The organism is Archangium sp. Cb G35 (assembly GCF_001896145.1).
Classification (GTDB): Bacteria; Myxococcota; Myxococcia; order Myxococcales; family Myxococcaceae; genus Archangium; species Archangium violaceum.
This window is the reverse complement of sequence record NZ_MPOI01000001.1, coordinates 1,414,607-1,438,400: the sequence shown is the minus strand read 5'-3', so window position 1 is coordinate 1,438,400 and position 23,794 is coordinate 1,414,607. Positions and strand designations below refer to the sequence as shown.

15 protein-coding genes are annotated in these 23,794 nt (G+C 67.1%); 7 read left to right on the top strand and 8 right to left on the bottom strand.

Annotated elements, in window-relative coordinates; translation table 11 throughout:
* Positions 1–6: 6 nt before the first annotated feature.
* The gene (gene tssK / locus BO221_RS05915) at positions 7–1,374 is read right to left on the bottom strand and encodes a type VI secretion system baseplate subunit TssK (protein WP_073559265.1); all 1,368 of its coding nucleotides are present in this window, start codon (positions 1,372–1,374) and stop codon (positions 7–9) included.
* Complete coding sequence (gene tssJ, locus BO221_RS05910) at positions 1,371–1,988, bottom strand: type VI secretion system lipoprotein TssJ (RefSeq protein ID WP_233165692.1); 618 nt, start codon at positions 1,986–1,988, stop codon at positions 1,371–1,373. The genes tssK and tssJ overlap by 4 nt, the downstream gene beginning before the upstream one ends.
* Positions 1,989–2,347: 359 nt before the next feature.
* Between tssJ and BO221_RS05905 the strand changes: the two genes are divergently transcribed.
* Genes BO221_RS05905 through BO221_RS53485 form a run of 3 tightly spaced genes read left to right on the top strand, consistent with a single transcriptional unit; the run spans position 2,348 to position 12,754 of the window.
* Positions 2,348–4,168: an OmpA family protein gene (locus tag BO221_RS05905; RefSeq protein WP_073559263.1), complete on the top strand. Its 1,821-nt coding sequence runs from the start codon at positions 2,348–2,350 to the stop codon at positions 4,166–4,168.
* Positions 4,169–4,184: 16 nt separating this feature from the next.
* Positions 4,185–9,902, top strand: coding sequence for an Ig-like domain-containing protein (locus BO221_RS05900; protein ID WP_143195277.1), 5,718 nt, complete (start codon positions 4,185–4,187; stop codon positions 9,900–9,902).
* Positions 9,903–9,925: 23 nt separating this feature from the next.
* Complete coding sequence (locus BO221_RS53485; RefSeq protein WP_158079791.1) at positions 9,926–12,754, top strand: Ig-like domain-containing protein; 2,829 nt, start codon at positions 9,926–9,928, stop codon at positions 12,752–12,754.
* Between the two features lie 83 nt (positions 12,755–12,837).
* Here the strand turns inward: BO221_RS53485 and htpG are convergent, their stop codons facing one another.
* Positions 12,838–14,811 (bottom strand): molecular chaperone HtpG, encoded by a 1,974-nt coding sequence (gene htpG, locus BO221_RS05890; protein ID WP_073559260.1) that lies wholly within the window; start codon positions 14,809–14,811, stop codon positions 12,838–12,840.
* 182 nt (positions 14,812–14,993) lie between these two features.
* On the opposite strand from htpG, the gene eis reads away from it, so the two are divergent.
* Entirely contained in the window at positions 14,994–16,184 is a 1,191-nt protein-coding gene (eis, locus tag BO221_RS05885; protein WP_073559259.1) for an enhanced intracellular survival protein Eis, read from the top strand.
* A gap of 1 nt (position 16,185) precedes the next feature.
* Here eis and BO221_RS05880 read toward each other — a convergent pair whose 3' ends face one another.
* The gene (locus tag BO221_RS05880; RefSeq protein ID WP_073559258.1) at positions 16,186–16,785 is read right to left on the bottom strand and encodes an RNA methyltransferase; all 600 of its coding nucleotides are present in this window, start codon (positions 16,783–16,785) and stop codon (positions 16,186–16,188) included.
* Positions 16,786–16,802: 17 nt separating this feature from the next.
* The gene (locus BO221_RS05875) at positions 16,803–17,093 is read right to left on the bottom strand and encodes a hypothetical protein (RefSeq protein WP_073559257.1); all 291 of its coding nucleotides are present in this window, start codon (positions 17,091–17,093) and stop codon (positions 16,803–16,805) included.
* A 112-nt stretch (positions 17,094–17,205) separates the two neighbouring features.
* Here BO221_RS05875 and BO221_RS05870 point away from each other — a divergent pair, with 112 nt between their 5' ends.
* Entirely contained in the window at positions 17,206–17,601 is a 396-nt protein-coding gene (locus BO221_RS05870) for a RidA family protein (protein ID WP_073559256.1), read from the top strand.
* A gap of 52 nt (positions 17,602–17,653) precedes the next feature.
* On the opposite strand, the gene BO221_RS05865 is transcribed toward BO221_RS05870, so the two are convergent.
* The 3 genes from BO221_RS05865 to acs are packed head-to-tail and all read right to left on the bottom strand — an operon-like array spanning position 17,654 to position 21,538.
* Positions 17,654–19,267 (bottom strand): sodium/solute symporter, encoded by a 1,614-nt coding sequence (locus BO221_RS05865; protein WP_073559255.1) that lies wholly within the window; start codon positions 19,265–19,267, stop codon positions 17,654–17,656.
* Positions 19,268–19,283: 16 nt separating this feature from the next.
* On the bottom strand, positions 19,284–19,562 hold the full coding sequence (locus BO221_RS05860; RefSeq protein WP_073559254.1) for a DUF485 domain-containing protein: 279 nt from the start codon (positions 19,560–19,562) through the stop codon (positions 19,284–19,286).
* Positions 19,563–19,588: 26 nt separating this feature from the next.
* The gene (gene acs, locus BO221_RS05855) at positions 19,589–21,538 is read right to left on the bottom strand and encodes an acetate--CoA ligase (RefSeq protein WP_083680759.1); all 1,950 of its coding nucleotides are present in this window, start codon (positions 21,536–21,538) and stop codon (positions 19,589–19,591) included.
* Positions 21,539–21,784: 246 nt separating this feature from the next.
* On the opposite strand from acs, the gene BO221_RS05850 reads away from it, so the two are divergent.
* Positions 21,785–23,227, top strand: a complete 1,443-nt coding sequence (locus BO221_RS05850) for an APC family permease (RefSeq protein WP_073559252.1) — start codon at positions 21,785–21,787, stop codon at positions 23,225–23,227.
* Positions 23,197–23,781: a cyclopropane-fatty-acyl-phospholipid synthase family protein gene (locus BO221_RS05845; protein ID WP_083680758.1), complete on the top strand. Its 585-nt coding sequence runs from the start codon at positions 23,197–23,199 to the stop codon at positions 23,779–23,781. The genes BO221_RS05850 and BO221_RS05845 overlap by 31 nt, the downstream gene beginning before the upstream one ends.
* Positions 23,782–23,794 lie beyond the last annotated feature (13 nt).

Sequence of the window (23,794 nt, the reverse complement as noted above, 5' to 3'; positions counted from 1 at the left end):
GTGAGGTCAGCGGCTGGCGGTGGGGACGGCGAGCAGCTCCACCGTCGTCTGTGCGGCGTCGAAGGGGTGCGGCAGGTAGAGGGCGAGCGTGCGATCCCGCATCGCGCTCCTCCAGTAGCCGTCCGAGGTGAAGAGAGAGAAGTAGAGCGTCCCCGGCTGGATGGGCACCTCGGGCGGGGGGCGGTAGTTGACCTGGATGGGGACGCCGGGCGAGGCCGCCTGCACGATGCTCTGGATGTCCACCCAGCTGGCCAGCTTGGCGAGCTTGGGCAGCTGCTCGGCCACCACCTTCTCCGGCAGCTCGCTGCGCACGGAGAGGAAGAACTGGCCGCAGCGATCCAGCCGCTCGTCCTCCAGCTTGCCGCGGTAGAGCCGGTCCTCGCCGGACTGCATCAGCACCGAGAGGCACTGCTCGAGGGCCACGGAGCGCAGCAGCGACTGGAGGCGGCGGAACAGCTCCTCGAAGGTGGCGCGCAGCTGGATGTACTGGAAGGGCGGCAGCGTGGTGGGGTCCGCATCCGCCACGAAGGTGCTCAGCTGCCCCGCGCACTGGCTGAGCGCCAGGTAGAGGGCGTGGGGCCTCATGTTGCCCGCGTCGATGGCGTGCTGCAGCAGCGGGATGATGCCGTTGAGCGCGCTGAGCTCCAGGAAGAGCGTCACGTCCGAGGCGGTGAACTCGAGCGCGGAAGCGTCCCGGTGCTTGCGCCGCGAAGCGAGCTGGCGCTGCTTGGCCACGATGAGCCGCAGCAGGTTGCGCAGCTCGCTCATGATGTAGGGCGAGGCATCGATGCGCAGCGCGGGCGGGATGTAGTTCTCGACGAGCGTCAGGCTGCCGGAGCGGTCGCGGGACAGCTCGGCGATCTTGATGGCGTCATAGTCCTCGCGCGGCTCGGTGCCGAAGAGCAGCTTTACGTTGCGCTGCGCGAAGGCCACCGGGACGATGGAGGTGGACGAAGTCAGGTCGTTCACCGGCCGGTTGGTCGGGGAGAAGCGGGGATTGCCACTGGTGCGCTCGCTGCCGCCGTAGCTCTCCACACCGCTGCGCTCACGCGGGACGCCGAGGTAGACGTCCAGCACCTGCTGGGCCGGCGGGAAGACGCCCTCCGTGGGGCGGGACGGCGGGGCCTCGGGGTCCCCATTCTGGAGGGCGAGGGGCATGCCATCGGGGAGCACGCCGTTGAAGTGGCGCAGCTGCACGCGGCCGGCGCGCAGCGCCTCCATGTCGAACTCCAGGGCGAACACGCCCCAGGGGTACGGTTCCAGCGCGCCCAGCCGGAGATCCAGCAGGTTCTCGTGATAGAGGTCGAGCTGCTGCATGTGGTGGGGACTCATGAACATCCCCTCCGACCAGACGACGCGTTGAGCGTTCTTCATGCACTCCCCTTGGGGTGGGATGGCACCTCGGCCGCGGACGGGACGGCGGGAGCCGGCTGCGTCAGCGTGAACTGGGTGCGAAGGATGTCGATCTGATAGCCCTGGAGCCGGTAGCGCAGCTGCACGTCACCGGGCCTGGGCTCGCCCTGGTCACCCGCGGGCCGCTCGACGCAGAAGAGTTCGGGTACGGGATCCAGGGCGGACACGGTGCGCCACGAGTAGCCGAGCGGCTGGCGGAAGTGGCCCATGGTCAGGATGAAGCGGGCCTTGGGATCACGCTGGATCCACCGCTGGAACTTCTGGCCGGGGGCGACGGTGAACTCGGCCACTGCCAGCAGGTCCTCCCCGAGGAACTCCTTGGGGCGGCCCCAGAGGTCGCGGAAGCCCGCGCGCTCCAGCTTCGCGCTGTCCTTGAGCTGGATGACCTGGACCACGGTGGGCAGCGAGCGCCCGCGCGGATCAGGATTCACCTGCTCGGAGACGTCCAGGAGGACCTGCATGGGAGGTGGGGTCTCGCACGGCTTGGGCGCCACGCGCTTCGCGCACGAGGTGCTGGCGGTGGCCGCGAGCAGGAGCGTGAGCAGCATCCCCTTGCCGCGACGACTGGAGCGCACGCATGCCCCGGGGCATGCGTGTGGCTGCGCCTTCACGAGTCCTCTTCGCACGTGCGGTAAGCCCCCCACAACAGGTCGGATTAGTGGTGTGAAACCTGCCAGAGTGTCGGACAGGCTGCAAGTCCACGATCAATGTCCACCCGGAGCGTAAGTGATTTCCCGCCCAGCGAGGACAGGCTTGTAGCGGTATGCAGCAACAGTCATACGGTCGTTTTCCAGGTCTTGCTCGATCCCTTCGGAAGCGCGAGGAAGACTTCAGGATCAGAGCCGGACACTGCTAGAGTCCTTCGGCCTTGCATTTGTGCTCTACGCAGTGGCGCGCACTCTCCGTGTCGCGACACATCTGCAGCGGGGGATCCATGGGACGAAGGTCGCTCTGGCTTGGCGCATTGGTGCTGTTCCTGGCGTTGCCAGGGATGACGGCCATCGCGCAGTCGCGCCTGCCTGCCTTCGAGTTGGAACGGTTGGAACTGAATCCCGGTGCCGAGGGCTCGCTGGTAGTGGGGATGGGGGAGTTGCTGCAGGCCGGGCAGTTCCGCCTTTCCGCCGTGAGCCACTACTCGCACCGGCCCCTGTTGCTGTTCGTGGATGGGACTACCCACGCGGTGGTGGGTGGACGAACCACGATGCACCTGGCCGGTGCCTACGCTCTGACGAACTGGCTCGAGCTGGGAGTGCAACTTCCGGTCGTGGCATCCCAGTGGGGTGGAGATCTGAGCTCGGAGAACATCCTGATGCCTGACTCCTTCGGTCTTTCGACCCCTCTGGCCGGAATTCGTCTCGGTTTGCTCACCCAGGATTCGTCCGGCGGATTGGACCTTGCGGTGGGCGGAGACGTGGGGTTTCCGGTGGGCAACCCCAACATCTTCGGGAGTGATGGCGCACTCCGCTATCTACCGAGGGTGATGGTGGGGCGGCGTTTCGGTTTCCTGCGCGCGGCACTGGATGTGGGAATGTTGCTGCGATCGCGGGTGGACGCGATCAGTCCATTGGGGGGGGGAGGGCTGGATCAGCTGGACAACGAGGTGCGCATCGGGGCCGCGTTGGTGACGACCGGTCGGCGGCTGCGGTGGGAAATCAATGCTCGGGGCTCGATACCCCTGGCCAAGAATCAGCCAGCGGCCGCGGAACTGATGCCGGGGGTTCGCTACCTGGTGAACCCGTCGCTGGAGGTGTTTGGGCTGGCAGGAGTCGGATTGGGCACTGCGCCTGGAACACCGCTGTTCCGGTTTCTCGCGGGAGGCTCTTTCGGGGATGTGACGCCGCGGCGTGGGCCCGGTGAGTCCTCTGTCCGGTGCGATCTGGGGTTGTCCCTCTCTCCAGAGGAGTGCCCGGACAGGGACGATGACGGTGATAGCGTGCGCAACATCCTGGACAAGTGCCCGCTGGTGCCGGGCGCCCCCGAGCGTGCGGGCTGCCCCCGGGCGGACACGGACAAGGATGGTATCGAGGATACGCTGGACGCCTGTCCCGCGGAGCCGGGCGACGCCGCGCGCCAGGGCTGTCCAGTGCGCGATCAGGACAATGACGGCGTCGAAGACGATGCGGACGCCTGTCAGACGCAGCCGGGTCCCGCTGAGAATCGGGGATGCCCCTTGAAGGACAAGGACAAGGACGGCATCGAGAACGACCAGGATGAGTGTCCTGAGGAGCCCGGTCCGGTGGAGCGGAAGGGCTGCCCCGAGGAGGATACGGACAAGGATGGTGTGCCCAACCGGGTGGACACCTGTGCTCAGTCGCCGGGCGTCGAGGCCAACCTGGGCTGTCCGGAGCACGAGGTGCCGCTGGTCGCGATCACGCACAAGCAACTCGAGCTGCGAGGCAAGGTGTACTTCGAGGCATCGCAGCCGCGCATGCAGTCGCGCTCCTTCGCGGTGTTGGACTGGGTGGCCAAGGTGATGCGCGAGCATCCGGAGATTCCTCGCGTGGTGGTGGGCGCGCACACGGACGACCGGGGCTTCGCGGACCAGAACCGTCAGCTGTCGCAGCAGCGTGCCGAGGGGGTGCGACGCTACCTGATCGAGAAGGGCGTGGCCGCCGATCGGCTGGAGGCCAAGGGATACGGGCCGGACCGGCCCGTCGACAGCAATGCCACCTCCATCGGGCGGGAAAACAACCGCCGGGTGGACTTCAAGATCATTCGTAGTGGCGACGAGAACACGGATGCGCTCCAGCGCTAGCGGGGGGGAGCCTCACATGCTCGTGATGAATTCGTTGATGAAGGTACTGACGCTTGGAGCCCTGCTCGCCACGTTCTCGGCACTGGCCGAGCCGGATCGTTTCCATCTGGGAACGGGACGCGATGGGGCTCTCGTGGTGTCTGGCTCGGACACCGTCGTGAACCGCCATGCCCTGGTGAGGGCGCCGATTGCTCCTGGGGATACCGCCATCCTGGTGGAGCAGTCAGAAGGGTTCGCAGCGGGAGACCTGGTGATGGTGCTGCAGACCACGGGCATCGTCCCCACGGCCACGCCGGGGGACGTCGCGCCCGTGGACCTCTCGCGCGATGCGGTGGGCCGTTGGGAGTTGGCTCGCCTGGTGTCGGTGGACGGAGAGTTCCTCTACCTCTCCGACCGTCTGCTCCATTCCTATGCGGCGGAGGTGAGCCAGGTCGTTCGCGTGCCAGAGTTCACCACCGTCGATATCCGGACGGGAGCCCGGATCGTCGCACAGCCCTGGAACGGTGCTACGGGAGGCATCATCGCCTTCCTGGCGACCGGCACCGTCACCAACGAGGGCGCCATCGATGCGAGCGGCAGCGGCTTCCGCGGAGGCAGCTACGTCCGGCAGGTCCTGTCACGCCAATGCACCTCGCCGAGCGCTTGGATGGAGCGAGGCGCTCGCCGGGGTGAGGGTGTTGACAGTACGAATCCTGGAGGAGGGAGTGGCAGGGCCAACATCGCCAATGGCGGCGGCGGCGGCGCGTGCATGCCCTCGGGTGGCGGTGGTGGCGGTCATGGTGGGCCGGGCGGTCAGGGCGGCCAGCCCGCGGAGGGTCCACGAGACGTGGGCGGCATGGGCGGTGCCAGGCTCGTCTACTCGCTGCTGGACCGGCTGACCCTCGGCGGTGGTGGTGGTGGTGGTTCTGGATGGAATGCCCAGTACGCCCCCAACTCGAATGGTGGCCAGGGCGGTGGTGCCATCTTCATCCGCGCGGAGGCCCTGGTCGGCAACGGGCGGGTCGTGGCTCGGGGAGAGCCGGGGCATGGCAGCGAGAAGGAGGGCGCTGGCGGCGGCGGCGCGGGTGGAAGCATCTCGCTGAGAGTCGCGGGAGCTTTGCAGTGCGCGAGCCTCGATGCCTCGGGTGGTCATGGAGGCAATAACGGCGCTACGGGGGCTCTTGCGGCGGGCGGTGGGGGTGGCGGAGGGCAGGTGCTCTATCAGGCCGCCTGGGTGAGCGAATGCGTGATGTCGGCCGCGGCCAGTCTCGCGGGGTCGGGCCGGGCTCCCTCGGGTGCACAGCCTGACTCCACCACGCTGTTCGCCCATGCCGGTACCGTCACGCAGTTGGACGGTGGTCTGATTCGGCCTGGCGCCGCCACCATCCTCCACCCTGAATATGGCGCGCTCGTGAGGACCCGAACGCCCACCATCTCGGGAACTGCTCCGGTCGGACTGGAGGTGGTGATCTTCCTGGATGGCCTGGAAGTGGGCCGCACGGTGGCCGAGGGAGGCTTTTTTGAGTGGCGCATGAACCAGCCGCTCTCAGAAGGGCTTCACCATGTGCAAGCGGCTGCCTCGTACCAGGGATTGCAGGGGGAGTTGAGCCCATTCCAACTGCTCGTTGTATCCCTTCCACAATCCCCCTTGATTGAGGGTTCCACCGCCATTCCGGCTGTCTCCGCACCCACTTTCGATAAGATCGCTACCCGCAGTTACTCCAGTGGAATGCTCATCAATGACGCCAGCCCGTTGATCGAGGGGGCTGCTGCGGCTTGCGATTCAGTGACGGTGGAAATCAGAAATAGCGGCGGTAGCCTTGTCGCTCTACTCGTTGACCTCTGTTCGAGCAATAGATGGGATGTCACACCCGGTTTCGACCTTGATAACGGAACCTACACACTGATTGCGAAAGCGATCAAGGGCCTCGAGGAGAGTCCTACTGCGTCAGGCAGCTTCAGGGTAGACGCAGAGGCGCCTCCTGCCCCCGTCATCCAGGTGCCGGCGAACGGGGGATACGTCAATGATTTGAGCCCTGTTATCAGTGGCACGGCGGAGCCCTCGAGCACAATCAAGGTCTACATCGATGGTGCGTCCACGCCCATGTCGACGTCGCCCTCCACTGTCACCACCAGCGCCGGGGGGGCGTGGTCTCTCTCCCCTGGGTCGAGTCGCTCTGTAGGCTTCCATTGGATCCGGGTCGAGGCGACGGACGCGGCGGGCAACACCAGCCCCTTGTCCGATGTCTCAACCTTCACCATCGACAATGTCGCCCCCTCAATTCCGGTGGTGACTTCGCCTGCGAACAACGCTGTTACCAATGACACTCCCGAGATCCGGGGGACGGCCGAGGCGGGCAGTACAATCATCGTGATTGACGGAGCCACGGAATTGACGCCTACCGTGGTGGCGGATTCTTCAGGGAATTGGGTCTTCGTGGCGAGCACCCGGTGGAGTCAGGGCGCTCACTCGTTCAAGGTCAAGGCCAGGGATAGGGCGGGCAACATGGGGAGTGAGTCGTCGGCGCGTAATCTCACCATCGACGTCGCGCCTCCAGAGACGACCATCTCGCCCGCCGTCGCCGCATTCATCAAGACGGCTTCCCTCACCATCTCGTTCACGAGCGAGGCCGGTGCGACTTTCAAGTGCAGCACGGACGGGGTGAACTTCACAAACTGCACGACAGCCTCTTCCCACACCATCAACAGCATGGTTCACGGCTCCACGTACCGGTTCTACGTGCGTGCCAGCGACGCGGTCGGCAATGTGGATCCCACACCGGCCAGCGCGTCATGGGAGGTGGATACGCAAGTCACATCGCCCACGTTCACCTCTCCCGACAACAACGCCTACACCAACGACACGACGCCCGAGCTCCAGGGCACGGCCGAGGCGGGAAGCACGGTGACCGTGTATGACAGCGGCGTTGCGCTGACGCCTACCGTGGTGGCGGATGCTGCGGGGAAGTGGGTTTTCGTACCCAGTAGCCCGTTGACGGCGGCCACTCATACATTGACCGCCACGGCCAGGGATAGGGCGCTCAATGATAGTACTCCTTCCGCCCCGCGTACGCTCACCATCGACACCACGGTTCCGGACACCGTTCTCACGGGCATGCCGCCCAACCCGGACTACTCCGCTGATGCGCGGTTCACGTTCGCCGCCGGCCCGGGGGCGGGGACCGTCAACTTCGAGTGCAGCCTCGACGGGGCGGAGTTCTCGTCATGCTCGAGCGAGCACGCGATTGCCGATCTGGTATTCGGAACCCATACGTTCAGGGTGAGAGCCGTTGACCTCGCCTTGAATAGCGACCCGACGCCCGCGAGCTACACGTGGCTCTACGACAACCGTCCGACTGAAACCCGTATCGATAGCAAACCGGATGCATTCTCCAATGCGGCGAGTGTGACGATCTTGTTCAGCTCCAACAAGAGCGTCGCCACCTTCGAATGTCAGTACTACAAGGTGGGCACGACGCCTCCGGGCCCGACGGATTGCGCCTCTCCTTTCCCCATCTCCGGCCTCACCACGGGCCGCTATCGGTTCGAGGTCAATGCCACGGATGGGTCAGGCAATCGCGACGCAGCGGGGGCTTCCGCCGAATGGGAGATCGATCGCACAGCTCCACCGATGCCCACCATCTCGTCGCCGCTGGCCGGGGCGCTCCTGGCCTCCAACAGCTTTTCCGTTTCTGGCAAGGCGGAAGTGGGAGCCATCGTCACCGTCTCCATTGACGGCATCTCCAAGGGCGAAGTGGTAGTCACCGACCCCTCGGGCAATTGGTCGGTGCCGGTGTCTGCTGTCTCCGAAGGGGTCCGCACGGTGCGGGCCATGGCCAGGGACCTGGCTGGCAATATCAGCACGCCTCCCACGGAAAACAGCCGCCAGGTCACCGTGGATACCACCCCTCCCATCACCGTCCTGGACAGCCCCAGGCCCCCTCTGTACTCACCCGTGGCAACGGCACAGATCCACTTCTCCGCGAGCCTCGATACCAGCGAAAGCGCGGTGACCTACGAGTGCCGGCTCGACACTGGACTCGAAGAGGCTTGTTCCTCGCCCTGGACGGTGCCGGCCGCGGGGACCCTCTCTGAAGGGCCTCATACCGTCTTCGTACGCGCCACGGATGCCGCGGGTAACCGGGATCTCACTCCCGCGGAGTACACGTGGGAGGTCGACACGGTGAAGCCGCAGACCTTCGTCGATTTGAAGCCACCCGAGCGCACCGGAGCGAGGACGGTCTATTTCTCCTTCCGCTCCTCCGAGACGCCGATGACCTTCAAATGCGAGCTCGATGGTGTGCTCGTCTCGGGTGGGTGCTTGAGCAGTCACTCGGTGACCATCACGCCCGTCAGCCCCGACGTGCCGGAGACGCACTCCCTCAAGGTGTGGGCGTACGACCGGGCAGGCAATGAGGACCCCGTCGCGGAGACGATCACCTGGACCCTGGACGAGAACCTCCCTGGCGTCGCCATCGTGACAGCACCGCCAGACCCGACCAAGAACGCGCAGGCGGTCTTCGAGTTCACGTCGACCAAGTCGGGCGCCTTGTATGAGTGTCTGTTGGATCCCGTGGGAGAGCCCACAACCATCAGCAGTTGGCTGGGCTGTACTACTCCGTTCTCCTTCTTCGTCTCGGATGGGCCGCACGTGCTGTGGGTCCGGGCCCGGGACACCCTGGGCAACGTCACGTCCCCGGATGAATACAAGTCCGCGACGTGGACGGTCGATACGCAACGGCCAGACACCGTGATCGAAACGGACACGGCCGCGTGGACGCAGGAGACGACGGCCACCTTCAAGTTCTCCGCGAAGGATGAGACCGACGTCAGCTTCGAATGCACCCTGAACGGCGCTTCCCTCGCGTGCCTCACCACGCCCTTCACGACGCCGCCCCTCCCCGATGGCACCCACACGCTGAGTGTCAAGGCGAGAGATGCGGCGGGGAACGAGGATGCCGTGGCGGCCACGTTCACGTGGACGGTGGACACAGTGGATCCCGCTGCGCCGGTGGTAACCGCGCCTGCCGCTGACTCCATCCTGACGAACAACAGGCTCACGTTCGAGGGGACGGTGGAGCCATTGGCCCGGGTGGTCCTCGTCCAAGGGTCGAGAGAGCTGGGTTCGACGGTGGCGAGTGAAACGGGCGCCTGGCGCTTGGAATTGGCCGAGACCTTCCGGGATGGCTCGTACGACTTCGCCCTGACGGCTTACGATCGGGCACTCAACAGCAGCGAGGTGCCTACTGCTCTGTCGCTGGCGATTGATGCCACGGCTCCAGAATCCCTCATCCTCGAGGGGCCCGATGAGCGGCAGCGCATCCGCGCGAGGGAGGTCTCCTTCCGGATTGGCGCGAATGAGCCGGCGAACCTCGAGTGCAGTGTGGATGGCAATGAGCCCTTCGATTGCGGAGATGAGCCCTTCAATTGCGGTGGTGAGGGGCAACCTCCTGCTGCTTGTGGTGTGGTGCTCAACCTCAAGGACTTGAAGGAAGGAGATCACGACCTGTTCATCACCGCGAAGGACAAGGCGGGAAACAGGGAAATCTCAGCCGAGGTCAGGCGTTGGCGCGTCTATCTGGGCGGGGACAGCAAGGCCATGGGCGGTGGTCTGGCATTGAATTGTGCGGCAGGCGGAGCGGGTGCTTCGTCCCTCCTCCCGCTGGGGCTGGCGCTCATGTCAACGCTGCTGCGGCGCAAGCGCCGGGCCGTGACCACGAATCCAAACAAGTGTGTTGACAAGGAGTTGGTATAATGAGTTCTCAGTGGATGAGGTGGGTGCGAACCGCCCTCTCGGTGGCGATGGTGCTCACTTCGGGTTTGGTCCGGGCGGAACGGGATGTGTTCTTCCTGGGGACGGGTCGTGACGGGGCGTTGACTGTGTCCACGGCGGGCTCCGTCATCAATCGGTATGCGCAGGTAACGGTACCTCTGGCTGGAGGAGACACTTCCTTCTCCGTTTCCACGGTGGCCGCGGACAGCTTCAAGCCGGGGGACCTGATCATGGTGCTCCAGACGACAGGAATCGTGCCGGTTCCCGAGTCTGGGAGCGAGCTCAGCGTTTCCCTCGCCAACACGCCCGTAGGCCGATGGGAGTTGGCACGGCTTCAATCCGTCTCCGCTGCTTCAGGGGGAGCGACACTCACCCTGACCGCGCCCCTCGTCTACAGTTACGCCGCGCAGGTCACGCAGGTCATCCGCGTTCCCGAGTACACCACCGTGCAGGTCGATACCGGGGCGACGATCGAGGCCACTCCCTGGGATGGGGCCTCGGGTGGCGTGATTGCCTTCCTCGTTCAAAACACGCTGACGAACAACGGCAGGGTCATCGCCACGGGAGTGGGCTTCCGCGGGGGACAGGGGTCGAGGACCCCGGCAGCGGAGAGCCTGGGATGCCTGGGCGTCGACGAGGCGGCCCCCAACGGCGCCGCGAAAGGCGAGGGAGTCGCCAACGTGCGCTATGGGCCCTCTCATACAGGGAGGGGCAACGTCGGCAATGGTGGAGGCGGAGGGGTGTGCCTGCAGTCCGGAGGCGCTGGAGGTGGCAATGGTGGCGTGGGTGGTCAGGGTGGCTGGCCCAACAACGAAAAGGATTTTCCAGGCTACATCCGGGAGGCCGGAGGAATGCCTGGCACTCAAGTCCAGTTCTCTCCGTTCTATTATCTCAGCATGGGGAGTGGCGGCGGCGCCGGCCATGGTGTCACTGGGACGGGCGGTGATGGCGGACGAGGTGGTGGCATCGTCTTCATCCGCGCCAACGCCTTGACGGGGACGGGCCTCATCGAGGCGGAAGGTGCGCGGGGCTCGACTTCCACCGGTGTGGATGCGGGCGGCGGCGGTGGGTCGGGTGGAACCATCTACGCGCGCTTTGCTAGCACGGCGGCCTGCGGGAATCTGCGGGCGCGAGGCGGCTTGGGTGGGCAGTCCAATGGCGGTACGGCCTTTGTCGGGACGGGCGGCGGTGGCGGTGGCGGCGTGGTGCTGCTGCAGTCGTCGGGGGGAACCTGCACGCCGATCATCCTGGGAGGCGGCCAGGGCACCACCGTACAGGTCGACAACCCGTACGGCCGGACCTATGGCGCGGCGCAGGGGCGTAATGGTCGAAGCGAAACCTACACCACTTCCGGGTATGCTCGTCCTTCCACGCCTGTCTTCGAGACACCGGCGGATGGTGCGCTCGTCAATCGCGCGACACCTTTCGTGTCTGGAAAGGCGCAGCCCGGGGTCATCATCTACATCTACGTCGATGGGGTCCAGGTGGATGCGATCGCGGCTGATTCCGCGGGGAACTTCGGGGCCGAGATGGTCGCTGCGCTCACCGACGGTGCTCATCGGATGGAGTTGGCGGCCGAGTTCCAGGGTGCATGGAGCGCACGGAGTAGCGCCCACCAGTTCACGGTGGATGCCACTCCGCCCGCGACACCGGTTGTCACCGCACCGGCTGCGGGCGCCCGGATCGCCGACACGACGCCTACGATCACCGGGACGGCGGAGCCTCTCAGCAATGTGTCTGTCTACACCAACGCCTATGGAGGCAGGCAGTTTCCCACCACGGCGGATGCTTCCGGCAACTGGAGCGTTACGTTGGAGCCAGCCCTCGAGGAGACGACCTACCTCGTGTCCGTCAGGACCTACGATGCCGCCGGCAACAGCAGCCCCATTACGCCCGACAGGTTCTTCACGGTGGATGTGACGATGCCGGAGACGAGTCTCGACTCGAGGCCCGAGAACCCGAGCCGCACCGCCAGCAGCACCTTTACCTTCTCGTCGAACGAGGCGGAGGTTGGCTTCGAATGTGCCCTGGATGCCGGGGACTTCGCGAGCTGCACCAGCCCCGCCACCTTCAACCTGTCCGACGGTGCTCACGATTTCAAGGTCCGTGCCCGGGATGCGGCGGGCAATGTGGATGCCACTCCGGCTACGTACTCCTGGATCCTCGATACGGGTGCGCCAGATATCTTGATCACCGAGATGCCGCTGGCCGTGACGAACGTGACGAGCGCGAAGTTCGTCTTCAGCTCGACGGATCTTGGCTCGAGCTTCGAGTGCAGCTTCGATGAAGCTGCATTCACGTCCTGCACTTCCCCGTTCGAGCGCACGGGCCTCGCTGCGGGGAGCCACTCCTTCAAGGTGATTGCGCGGGACCTGGTGGGGAACGTCTCGGCGGCACCTGCCAGTTGGAACTGGACGATCGATACCACCGCTCCCGCTGCTCCCGTGGTGACGGCTCCTGTGGAGGGTCAGAAGATCGAGGTCTCCAACCTGACCATCACCGGAACGGCCGAGCCGGGCAGCAAGGTGCGAGTCTTCATCGGTGGAACCGAGGCGGGTTCTGTTACCGCGGGGGGCTCTGGCGATTGGAGCTTCTCTCCGTCCCCTTCGCTTGGGAATGGCAGTTACACCATCAAGGCCACCGCGACCGATGCGGCTGGGAACACCAGTCCCGAGTCTGGCGCGCGCAACTTTGTGGTGGAACTCAAGCAGGATCAGCCTGGGGATGAGGAGCCCTCGGGCTGTGGCTGCGCGGCGTCTGGTTTCGACCCGGCCATGTCGATGATGGCGCTGGCGGGGCTCGCGGCCTTCGTCTCCCGCCGCCGCCGCCAGTAGTCTGGTTTCAGGTTGTACGAAGGGGCTCCCCGGTGCTCACAATCGAGCGCCGGTGGAGCCCCTCTCATTTCAACACGGTGCTCTCAGTTGGGCCGGGCGGGCGTCTCGGGACCGGCGGCCACCGCGCCCGCGGGCGTGTGTGTGCCCGTCACCGGCGACTGCGCCGCCAGCTGCGTCATCAGCGACGTCATCCGGCGCGCGAAGCGGTTGGGGTCCTCCACGCTGCTGCCCTCGGTGAGCAGCGCCTGGTCGTAGAGCATCTCCACCCACTCCGTCACCTGCGGGGACGCCGGCTCCTTCTCCTGCAGCGCCTTCAGGTGCTCGACGATGGGGTGCGAGGGATTCACCTCCAGAATCCGCTTCACGCGCGGCACGCCCCGGCCCCGCTCACGCAGCAGCCGCTCCACGTACGCATGCGAGCCGCCCTCGGGCACCACCAGGCAGCACGGCGAGTCCGTGAGCCGGTCCGACACCCGCACCTCGCGCACGTGCTCCTTCAGCACCTCCTTCATCCGGTCCGCCAGCGGCCCCAGCCCCTTCGCGCGCTCCTCCTTCTCGCGCTTCTCCTCGTCCGTCTCCTTGAGCTTCAGGTCCGCGTGCATCGCCGACACCAGCGGCTTGCCCTGGAATTCCCTCAGCCCCTGCGTGGCCCACTCGTCCACCGGGTCCGTCATGTACAGCACCTCGTACCCACGCTTCTTCAGCGCCTCGAGGTGCGGGGAGTCCACCACCGCCTTCCGGGACTCGCCGAAGATGTAATAGATGGCCTCCTGGCCCTCCTTCATCCTCGACACGTAGTCCGCCAGCGAGGTGAGCCCCTCCTCCCGCGAGCTCTCGTAGCGCACCAGCGTGCCCAGCTTCTCGCGGTACTCGGTGTCGACCGCCAGGCCCTCCTTGAGCACCGTGCCGAAGCTCTTCCAGAACGTCTGGTAGTCCTCGGCCTTGTCCTTGGACAGCTTCTCCAGCATGTCCAGGGTCTTCTTCGTCACGTGCTTGCGGATGGCATTCACCACCGCCGAGTCCTGCAGCAGCTCGCGCGACACGTTGAGCGGCAGGTCATCCGAGTCCACCACGCCCCGCACGAAGCGCAGCCACTGCGGCAGCATCTCCTCGCACCGGTCCATGATGAGCACGCGCTTCACGAACAACCGCACCCCTCGCTGCTGGGCCGCGTTCAGGTCGAACGGCGGATTCTTCGGCAGGAAGAGCAGTCCCGTGAAGACCTGGTTGCCCTCGGTCCGGAAGTGCGTCCACGCCAGCGGCGCCTCCCAGTCGTGCGTCAGGTGCTTGTAGAACTCCTGGTACTGCTCGTCGGTGATTTCGCTCTTGGAGCGCTGCCACAGGGCGCTGGCCTTGTTCACCACCTCGAGCTGCGTCTCGGTCTTCTTCTCGTCCCCCTCGCCGGTGGTCTTCCGCACCTGGAGCTTGATGGGGTGGCTCACGTAGTCCGAGTACTGCTTCACCAGCTCGCGCAGGCGCCACTCCTGGAGGAAGTCCTTCTGGTCCTCCTTCAGGTGCAGGGTGATGGTGGTGCCGCGCGTGGCGTGCTCGGCCGGCTCCACCGTGAAGGCGCCCTTGGCGTCCGAGGCCCACTTCCAGGCCTTCGGGTCCTTGCCCGCCGCCCGGCTCACCACCTCGACCTGGTCCGCCACCAGATAGGCGCTGTAGAAGCCCACGCCGAACTGGCCAATCAGGTTCGCGTCCTTCTGGCCCCGCTGCGCCGCCAGCTCCAGGAACTCGCGCGAGCCCGAGTGCGCGATCGTTCCCAGGTTCTTCACCAGCTCGTCATGCGTCATGCCGATGCCGGTGTCCTCGATGGTCAGCGTGCCCTTCTCCGCGTCCGGAATCAGGCGGATCTCCAGCTCGGAGGCGCCCTCGAGCAGCTCCGGCTCGGTGACGGAGCGGAAGCGCAGCTTGTCCAACGCGTCCGAGGCGTTCGAGACGAGCTCGCGCAGGAAGATCTCCTTATGGCTGTAGAGGGAGTTGATGACCAGGTTCAGGAGCTGGTTGATCTCCGCCTGGAACGTGTGGGTTTCCCGCTGGGGGTCGACGGACATGTTTCCTCCGGGCGCCCATGGCGGGGCGCGATCTCCCTCCCCGTAACCATGGAAAACGGCTTGTCCAGTAACGGGGACGGTTTCCCGGGGTGAAACGCCCGGGGGGCGGCGGAGGAGGAGGCCCTGGCGCGCCTGCCCGCCCGGCTCCTAGGCTGCGCCGTCTCTGACTCCGGGAGGACAGCGTGGACACGACAGCTCCGGATTTTGGCCCGCCCCAGGGGGAGCGGGAGCACACCGCGGCCGCGGATATCTGGGCCCAGGCCTTCGCCCTCTCCCTCGAGGATGCCCGGGGCTGGCAGAAGAAGATCGAGGCAGGAGAGGCCCGGGTGGGTGTCCTGCGCGAGGGGGGCTCGGTGGCCGCCACCATCGTTCTCATCCCCATGGGGCAGTGGTTCAACGGGCGCCGGGTGCCCATGGCGGGCATCGGCGGGGTGGGCGTGGCCCCCGAACGCCGCGGCCAGGGCACGGCCACCCGGCTCATGCGCTCGGCCCTCCGGGAGCTGCGCGGCCAGGGTGTCCCCCTCGCGAGCCTCTATCCCGCCACCCAGCCGCTCTACCGGCGCGTGGGCTTCGAGCAGTCCGGCTCGCGCCAGGAGATTCGCGTGCAGCTCCACGGGCTCGATTTCCAGGAGCGCACCCTCGCGCTGCGGCCCGTGACGGAGGCCGACGTGCCAGCCCTCCGCGACGTCTACCGCCGCTACGCGCAGCGGCAGCAGGGGTGGATCGACCGCACCGCCTATACCTGGAACCGTGTCACCCATCCCCGGGAGGAGACCGCCTACGGGTACCTCGTGGAGGGCCCTGCCGGCATCGAGGGCTACGTCTACCTCACGCGCCGGGTGGTCTCGCAGGGCCTGTTTCAGGAGTTGAATCTCACCGACATCGTCGCGCTCACCCCGGCAGCGGGCCGGCGGTTGCTGAGCTTTCTCGGCGACCATCGCTCCATGGCCCAGGAGGTGGTGTGGCGGGGCGGGCCGGCGGATCCACTTCTCTTCCAACTGCGCGAGCAGACGTATGAGGTGAAGCACCTCTTGCACTGGATGCTGCGCCTGCTGGACGTGCCCGCCGCGCTCCAGGCGCGTGGCTATCCGGCCGGGCTCTCGGGAGCCCTGCACCTGGAGGTGGAGGATGACCTCTTCCCGGAGAACCACGGCCGCTTCGTACTCGAGGTGGAGAACGGCGAGGCCGAGGTGCGCCGGGGGGGCGATGGGGACGTGAAGCTGCACGTCCGGGCGCTCGCTCCGCTCTACAGCGGATTCCTCTCGCCCGCGGCCCTCCAGGGCGCCGGGGCGCTCGAGGCCGACGAGTCCTCCCTGCGCACGGCCGCGGCGATCTTCTCCGGACCGCCGCCCGCCATGCCCGACATGTACTGAGTCAGGGAACCCACGGGCCGAGTCCCGCCGGGGCTCCACCACAGACCTCGCGCAACCTCGCGAGCGCATCCTCATAGGTGAGGGACCCGGCGGCTTCCTTCACCGTGGGGGAGACCCAGTCCCTCCAGGAGCGCAGGACGGTGACGTGACGGCCCTCCTCCGTTCCGGCCTCGGAGACGTGCACGAGCAGCCGCTCCTCCAGGGCCTCGCGCCCCTTCGTCCACTCGCTGTTCTTCTCCAGGCGCACCACCTTGTCCCGCTCCACCGCCGTCAGCAGGGCGCGGGCCTGGGGAGACAGCCCCTCCAGCGAGCGGCGGCGGCGAGAGGGCTCCATGGCCACGCGGTACACCACCGCCCACAGCACGGGGTCCACGAAGGCCACCTTGCCCTCCACCAGCCGCACCGCGAGCACCTCGTCCGAGGCTCGCAGCATGCGGCCCAGCCGGTACATGAGCCGGCCCTTGGCGTGGCTGCGCCAACTGCCGTGCACCGGGCCTCCGGCCACGGCCTCGACGAGCGAGCTCATCCCCAGGGCCGGCACCTCGGTGATGATGCGCTTCGTACGGATGAGCTCCAGTGCGTCATGCTCGGTGCGGACCACGTTCGCGCGCCTCGCTCTCAGCCCTGGTGACCCTCGTGGCCGTGCGCGCAGCTACAGGTAGCCGCCTGGCCTTCCGTGCCCTGGGCCTCCGCGCTCTTGGCGGCGTGCCCACAGTGCGGGCAGCTACACCCGGCGGCATGGCCCTCCGCGGCCTGCGCGGAGCCTTCCTGGGCCTTGTGGTTGCAGCTGCACATCTTCGCTTCCGTCCCGCCGCTCGGGGCCTCCATCCGCGTGGCCGGAGCCGGGGTGCTGGCACAGCCGAGCAGGGCCGTGGTGGAGAGGGCCAGGAACATCGTGCGTACGCTCATGACAGGACTCCTTTGGGGGAGCATGGGGGTGGAACGTGGAGCATGCTCCTGGCTCCCGGTCATCCCCTGAGGGGATGAGCGCGGGCGTCCTGAAGTGAACTGGAGGTTCCACATGGCTCGCAAAACGCTGCACTCCGACAAGGCCCCCAAGGCCATTGGTCCCTACTCGCAGGCCGTCGAGGTGGGCCTCGGGAGGATGGTCTTCCTCTCGGGACAGACGCCCATCGACCCCGCCACCGGCGAGCTGGTCCAGGGGAGCGTGAAGGTCCAGACGGCTCGGGCCATGGACAACCTGCGGGAGGTGCTCGCGGCCGGTGGCCTGGACTTCTCCCACGTCGTCCGGTGTGGCGTCTTCCTCGTCGACATGGCCGACTTCGCCGAGATGAACGAGGTCTACGGCCGCTACTTCCAGGGGACTCCCCCCGCGCGCACCACCGTGCAGGTGGCGGGCCTGCCCAAGGGCGCGCGGGTGGAGATCGACTGCATCGCGGTGGTTCAACCCTCTTGAGGGAAGACCCTCACCCCAGCCCTCTCCCAGAGGGAGAGGGAGTGGGAGTGGCTCAGGTGATCTGCACGGGCGTGGCCTCCGCGGACGCCTTGCTGGGGGCCGAAGGCGTGGGTTCATCGGCCTCGGCGCCCACGTGCATGCGGTGCTCCACCTCGGCGTAGCGGCTGGAAGCCTCGGGCTCGGGGGACACCAGCGACACCACCCAGCCCACGATGAAGGCCAGCGGCATGGTGAGGATGCCCGGGTTCTTCAGCGGGAAGAGCGCCTCCTTGTTGCCCAGCAGCTCCACCTGCACCGTGGGCGACAGGAAGATGAGAATCACCGCGCTGAACGTGCCCGTGACCATGCTGGCCACCGCGCCCCGCGTGGTGAAGCCCTTCCACAACATGGACAGCAGCAGCGCCGGGAAGTTGGCGCTCGCCGCGATGGCGAAGGCCAGGCCCACCATGAAGGCCACGTTCTGCCCCTTGAAGATGATGCCCAGCAGGATGGCGAGAATCCCCAGGCCCAGGCTCGCCAGACGCGCCACCCGGAGCTGCTCGTGCTCGGGCGACTGGCCCTTGCGCACCACGTGCGTCCACAGGTCATGCGACAGCGCCGCCGCGCCCGACAACGTCAGTCCGGCCACCACCGCGAGGATGGTGGCGAAGGCCACCGCGGAGATGAAGCCCAGGAAGGGCGTGCCACCCACCGCCTCGGCCAGCATGGGCGCCGCCATGTTGCCGCCCTTGTCCACGCCGGTAATCGCCCCGCGGCCCAGCAGCACGGAGGCGCCGAAGCCGAGGATGAACGTCACCAGGTAGAAGTAGCCGATGAGGCCCGTGGCGTAGAACACCGAGCTGCGCGCCGCCTTCGCGTTGGGCACCGTGTAGAAGCGCATGAGGATGTGCGGCAGACCCGCCGTGCCGAACATCAGCGCCAGGCCCAGCGACACCGCCTCCAGCGGATTCGTCACCAGTTTGCCCGGCGCCAGCACCTCCGGGCCGTACTGGTTGACCGCCTCCTGGAAGAGCGCCAGCGGGCTGTAGTTGAACTTCGCCAGCACCATCAACGCCAGCGCGGAGGCTCCGCCCAGCAGCAGCACCGCCTTGACGATCTGCACCCACGTGGTGGCGATCATTCCGCCGAAGAGCACGTAGAGGATCATCACCACGCCCACGATGACGACGGCCATCTCATAGGAGAGGCCGAACATCATGCGGATGAGGTTGCCGGCGCCCACCATCTGGGCGATGAGGTAGAAGGCCACCACCGTCAGGGTGCCGAGCGCGGCGGAGATGCGCACCGGCGTCTGCTTCAACCGGTAGGCCACCACGTCCGCGAAGGTGTACTTGCCCAGGTTGCGCAGGGGCTCGGCGATGAGGAACGTCACCACCGGCCAGCCCACCAGCCAGCCCACCGAGTAGATGAGGCCATCGAAGCCGGAGAGCGCCACCAGGCCGGCGATGCCCAGGAAGCTCGCGGCGCTCATGAAGTCACCGGCGAGCGCGAAGCCGTTCTGCAGACCGGTGACGCCTCCACCGGCGGCGAAGAACTCCGAGGTCGTCTTCGTCTTGCGCGCCGCCCAGTACGTGATGGCGAGGGTAAGGCCCACGAAGGCCAGGAAGAAGACGATGGCCGTGGTGTTGGGCTCGCCGATCGAGGTTTGTGCCTGTTGGGGATTCATTCGCGTGGCTCCTGATTCAGCGGCGGAACTGGTGGAGGGCCTTGTCGTAGCGGTTGTTCGCCCACAGCACGTAGATGCCGGTGAACACCCAGGCCGAGGCGATGACCAGCGCGCCCAGCAGGATGCCGAGCGACAGCCCCGGGGCGATCTGCTTGCCCATCAGCGGCTTGTCGAACGCGACGAGCAGGATGAAGCCGAAATAGGAAATCAGCATGGCCGCGGTGAGCACGGCGGCCACGCGCCAGCGCGCCGCCGCCAGGGCCTCGAGCTCTTCCGCCTTGGTTTTCTGGGACATGGGTAGGGACTCTCCTCGGGAGATGGTCAGCGACGCTGGGACTGCAGTTGGGATTGCTGCTGGAGCAGTTCGTCGAGCACGGAGGGCTCGGCGAGGGTGGAGGTGTCGCCCAGGTCCTGCGTCTCACCGCAGGCGATCTTCCGCAGCATGCGGCGGAGGATCTTCCCGGAGCGCGTCTTGGGCAGGCCGGACACGATGCGCACCTGGTCCGGCGTGGCGATGGGGCCGATGACGTGGCGCACCTGCTCCTTGAGCGCGCCCATCATCTGCTCCTTGCTGGCGTCCAGGTACTCGGGCTTGAGCGTGACGAAGGCACATACGCCCGTGCCCTTGAGGTCATGCGGGACGCCCACCACGGCGGCCTCGGCGACGGACTCGTGGGCCACCAGCGCGCTCTCCACCTCGGCGGTGCCCAGACGGTGGCCGGAGACGTTGAGCACGTCATCCACGCGGCCCGTGATCCAGTAGTAGCCGTCCTCGTCGCGGCGGCAGCCGTCCCCAGTGAAGTAGAGGCGGGGGAAGCGCGAGTAGTACGTCTCGATGAAGCGCTGGTGGTTGCCCCAGATGGTGCGGGCCTGGCCCGGCCACGTGCGGGCGATGCACAGGTTGCCGGAGACGCCGTTGCCCTCCAGGACGCGGCCCTCGTCATCCACCAGCACGGGCTCGACGCCGAAGAAGGGCAGGGTGGCACTGCCGGGCTTGCAGGGCGTGGCGCCCGGCATGGGGGCGATGAGCACTCCGCCCGTCTCCGTCTGCCACCAGTTGTCCACCACGGGGCAGCGGCCCTCGCCCACCACGTCGTGGTACCAGCGCCATACCTCGGGGTTGATGGGCTCGCCCGCGGAGGCCAGCAGCCGCAGGCTCTTCCGCGAGTACTTCTTCACGTGCGCGTCCCCCTCGCGGAGGATGGCGCGCAGCGCCGTGGGCGCGGTGAAGAGCACCGTGGCCTTCACATCGTCCACCACCTGCCACAGCCGCCCCGCGTCCGGGTACGTGGGAATGGACTCGAAGAGCACCGTCGTCGTCCCGTTCGCCAGCGGCCCGTACAGCAGGTACGTGTGGCCGGTAATCCACCCCATGTCCGCGGTGCAGAAGTGCACGTCATCCGGCTGCAGGTCGAAGACGTAGCGGTGCGTGGTGACGGCGTAGACGAGGTAGCCGCCCGTGGTGTGCAGCACCCCCTTGGGCTTCCCGGTGCTGCCCGAGGTGTAGAGGATGAAGAGCGGATCCTCCGCGGCCATCCACTCCACCGGGCAGGTGCCGCGGTACTTGCTCATCTCCTGGTCCAGCCACCAGTCCCGGCCGGCCTTCATGGGCACGTCCGTCTCGGTGCGGCGCACCACCAGCACGGACTGCACCTGCGAGAGGCCCTCCACCGCGTCGTCGCTGATGGCCTTGGTCTGCACCCGCTTGGGGCCGCGCGGGCCTTCGTTGGCGGTGACGAGCACCCGTGCCCCTGAGTCGAGGATGCGCTCGCGCAGCGAGTCCGCGGAGAAGCCGGCGAACACCACCGAGTGCACCGCGCCGATGCGCGCGCACGCCAGCATGGTGTAGGCCAGCTCCGGCACCATGGGCAGGTAGATGCAGACGCGGTCCCCCTTCTTCACCCCGTGTGCCTTGAGCACGTTGGCCACGCGCCCCACGTTGTGCTTGAGATCCCTCCAGGTGATGAGCTCGTACTGCCCCGGCTCGTTCTTCGCCCAGATGATGGCGGGTCGGCGGGGGTTCGCCTTCACGTGCCGGTCCACCGCGTTGTAGCAGGCGTTGAGCCGGCCGCCGCCGAACCAGGAGAAGTCCACCAGGTCCGGGTCCGCGTCCAGGATGGTGTCTGGCGAGTGGAACCACGTGAGCGCCTGCGCCATCTCCCCCCAGAACTCCTCGGGCCGCTCGATGCTCTTGCGATAGAGGAGCTGGTAGTCCTCCATGCTCTGGATTCGAGCGGTCCTGCCGAAGCCTTCCTTGGGTGGGTAGATCATCGCAGGCCTCCATGAGCAACGCTCATTCCAGCCCGCAGCATGAATGTTCTCGCGGACTTGGCGCCTGCCACGCCGCGTCGAACGTTTCGAAAGGTAACGTCTCCGTCACCCCGGTAACGCCGGTAACACCAGCCCCCCGCCCCGCTGGAGCCCCGCCGAGCACTCGGTAATGGCCGTCATCGCGGGGCGCATTGCCCCACGGCCACGAGGTGTCCATCCCTTCACACAACCAGGGAGCGGTTACCCATGACGCAGGAGAAGTACCAGGGGGAGGGGCAGCCGGGCGGCGAGGCACGGCCCGAGCCGGCGCTCCCCTTGCCAAGTCTGCGCGTCATGGACGCCGTCGCGCTCGTGGTGGGCATCGTCGTGGGGGCGGGCATCTTCCGCACGCCCTCCCTGGTGGCGCAGAACGCCTCGGGCCCGGCCGCCGTGCTGCTGTTGTGGGGGCTCGGAGGACTGGTCTCCCTCATCGGCGCCATGTGCTACGCGGAGCTGGCCAGCACCTGGCCTCACGCGGGAGGCGACTACCACTACCTGCGCCGGGCCCTCGGCAGCTCGTTGGCCTTCCTGTTCGCCTGGGCCCGGTTGACGGTCATCCCCACCGGCTCCATCGCGCTGCTGGGCTTCATCTTCGGGGACTACGCCTCCCAGTTGCTGCCACTGGGGGCGCACTCGCCGGCGATCTACGCCGCGCTCTCGGTGGTGGTGCTCACCGGGTTGAACGTGGCCGGCATCCAACTGGGCAAGTGGACGCAGAACCTGCTCACCGTGGCGGTGGTGGTGGGGCTGGGCCTGGTCATTGCCGCCGGGTTCTTCTTCGCTCCCTCCGTGGCCCCCGCTCCCGCCGCCGCGGTGTCATCCGGCGAGGCACCCCATGCCGCCTGGGGCCTGGCCATGGTGTTCGTGCTGCTGACGTACGGCGGGTGGAACGAGGCGGCCTATATCTCCAGCGAGCTGCGCGGAGGCCGCCGGAGCATCGTGTCCGCGCTGCTGTGGAGCATGGTGGCCGTCACCGGTCTCTACCTGCTGGCGAACGCGGCCTACCTCCAGGGGCTGGGCATGGCGGGCGTGGGTCAATCCGACACGGTGGCGGCGGATCTCATGCAGCGCGTGGCGGGGCCCTCGGGAGCCTGGCTCATCAGCCTGCTCATCTGCGCCGCGGTGCTCACCTCGTCCAACGCCACCATCCTCATGGGCTCGCGCACCCATTACGCCATGGGCCGGGACTTCCCGCTGTTTTCCCCGCTGGGGCGGTGGAGCGCGCGGGCGAGTGCCCCCGTCAACGCCCTGCTGGTACAGGGGGCCATCTCCCTGGCGCTGGTGGGCGTGGGCTCCATCACCCGGCGAGGCTTCGAGACGATGGTGGAGTACACCGCTCCCGTCTTCTGGTTCTTCTTCCTGCTCTCGGGCGTGTCGCTGCTGGTGCTGCGCCGGCGCGAGCCGCACGTGGCCCGCCCCTTCCGCGTGCCGCTCTACCCGCTGACGCCGCTGCTGTTCTGCGCCTCGTGCGCGTACCTCCTCTATTCCAGCCTGGCCTACACCGGGGTGGGCGCACTCGCCGGCGTCGCGGTGCTGGCCACCGGCCTGGTTCCGCTGGCGCTCATGCGCAGGCGCGCGGGCCACCCACGCAGCAACCCCTCACCTGGAGGTCGTAAGTCATGGGGATTTGGAAGGCCGCGGTCGGTGTAGCGCTGTTGTTGGGGCTCGGGAGCGCTCCTGCCGTGGGGCAGGATGAGGACTTCATCTCCGTTCCGCCCAACCTGGGCCGCTCGGATCTGCCCGAGCGTGCGCCGGACGTGCCGTACGTGCCCACCCCGCAACCGGTGGTGGACGCGATGCTGGAGGTGGCCGACGTGAAGCCGGGAGACGTGCTCTACGACCTGGGCTCGGGAGACGGGCGCATCGTCGTCACCGCGGCGCAGCGCTTCGGCGTGCGCGGGGTGGGCATCGACATCAACCCCGAGCGCGTCCAGGAAGCGGAGGCCAACGCCAAGGCCGCGGGCGTGGAGCGGCTCACCGATTTCCGCCAGGAGGACATCTTCAAGGCGGACTTCGGCGAGGCGACGGTGGTGACCATGTACCTGCTGCCGAGCGTCAACAACCGGCTGAAGCCCAAGCTTCTGAATGATCTGAAGCCGGGGACGCGCATCGTCTCGCACGCCTTCGACATCGAGGGCTGGGAGCCGGAGCGCATCATCGAGACCGATGGGCGCACCATCTACTTCTGGGTGGTGCCGGAGTAGCCGGGACGCGGCG